This is a genomic window from Mycobacterium sp. 1245852.3 (assembly GCF_001669335.1).
In the GTDB taxonomy this organism is placed as follows: Bacteria; Actinomycetota; Actinomycetes; order Mycobacteriales; family Mycobacteriaceae; genus Mycobacterium; species Mycobacterium europaeum_A.
This window is the reverse complement of the sequence record NZ_LZLL01000373.1, coordinates 1-1,023: the sequence shown is the minus strand read 5'-3', so window position 1 is coordinate 1,023 and position 1,023 is coordinate 1. Positions and strand designations below refer to the sequence as shown.

1 protein-coding gene is annotated in these 1,023 nt (G+C 62.0%); it reads left to right on the top strand.

Annotated elements, in window-relative coordinates:
- The coding region (locus A9W96_RS16630) for an alpha/beta hydrolase (protein WP_231997713.1) at positions 1–936 on the top strand (936 nt) is incomplete at its 5' end.
- Between the last annotated feature and the right edge of the window lie 87 nt (positions 937–1,023).

Genomic DNA, 1,023 nt, shown 5'->3' with positions numbered 1-1,023 from the left:
GAAGGCAGTTGGATGGCAAGCAAGCAGGCGGTCGATTTCGCCGAGTTCTTGGCGGAGATCGGGAGGCGATCTTCGAACGTTAACTTTGACCTGGAGACGATTCGCGACGTCACCGAGAACATCCATTTGGCAACGAAGGAACCCGAAGGCGTCACGTATGCCGAGGTGGACGCGGGCGGGGTGGAGGCCTTGTGGTGCATCCCCGTAGACGGTGACCCCGAATCAGTGCTGTTGCATACGCATATGGGTGGCAGCGTGCTGATGTCGATGCATTCCGACCGGAAGGCAGCGGGGCACCTCGCGAAGGCGGCCGGCGCGCGCTCGCTAGTACTGAACTACCGACGTTCCCCGGAACACAAGTACCCGGCGCAAGTCGAAGACGTGGAAAGCGCCTACCGCTGGCTGCTCGACCAGGGCTACCGCCCCAACAAGATAGCCAGTGTTGGCCACTCGATCGGCGGCTATCTCGCAGTCGAGCTTGCGCTGCGTCTGCGAGATCGCGGCGAGGCACTGCCCGGCGCCGTGTTGTCCATTTCGCCGTGGACTGACGTCACGCTGTCGGGGGAATCCCTCAAAACCAACTCCGAGCGGGACAAGCTACTCACGCCGGGATTGCTCGAGCTGTTCCGGTCGTGCTGGCTCGATGGAACCGACGTGGAATACACCGACCCCCGGGTACACCTGCTGGAAGCCGACCTGTCCGGATTGCCTCCCATCGCGGTGTACTACGGCGAGTACGAGCTACTCGCCTCGGACGCCGTCGCTTTCTCCCAAAAGGCAAAGGAGGCAGGCAACGATGTCATCGTCCGACAGATCGAGAAGGGCCAGCATTCCTTCATCATGGGAGCCGGCCACGTTGACGAGGTGGACCGCGCGATTACCGAAATGGGTCGCTGGCTACGATTGACGCTGGGACTTAAAACGGCGGCGGCATAGCCACATGTCGCCGCTCGAATTGATCATGGCCTGACCACGGCCATTACTCCCCCCGGGCCGCCAGCTGCAGATGCTCGGATCGCTATC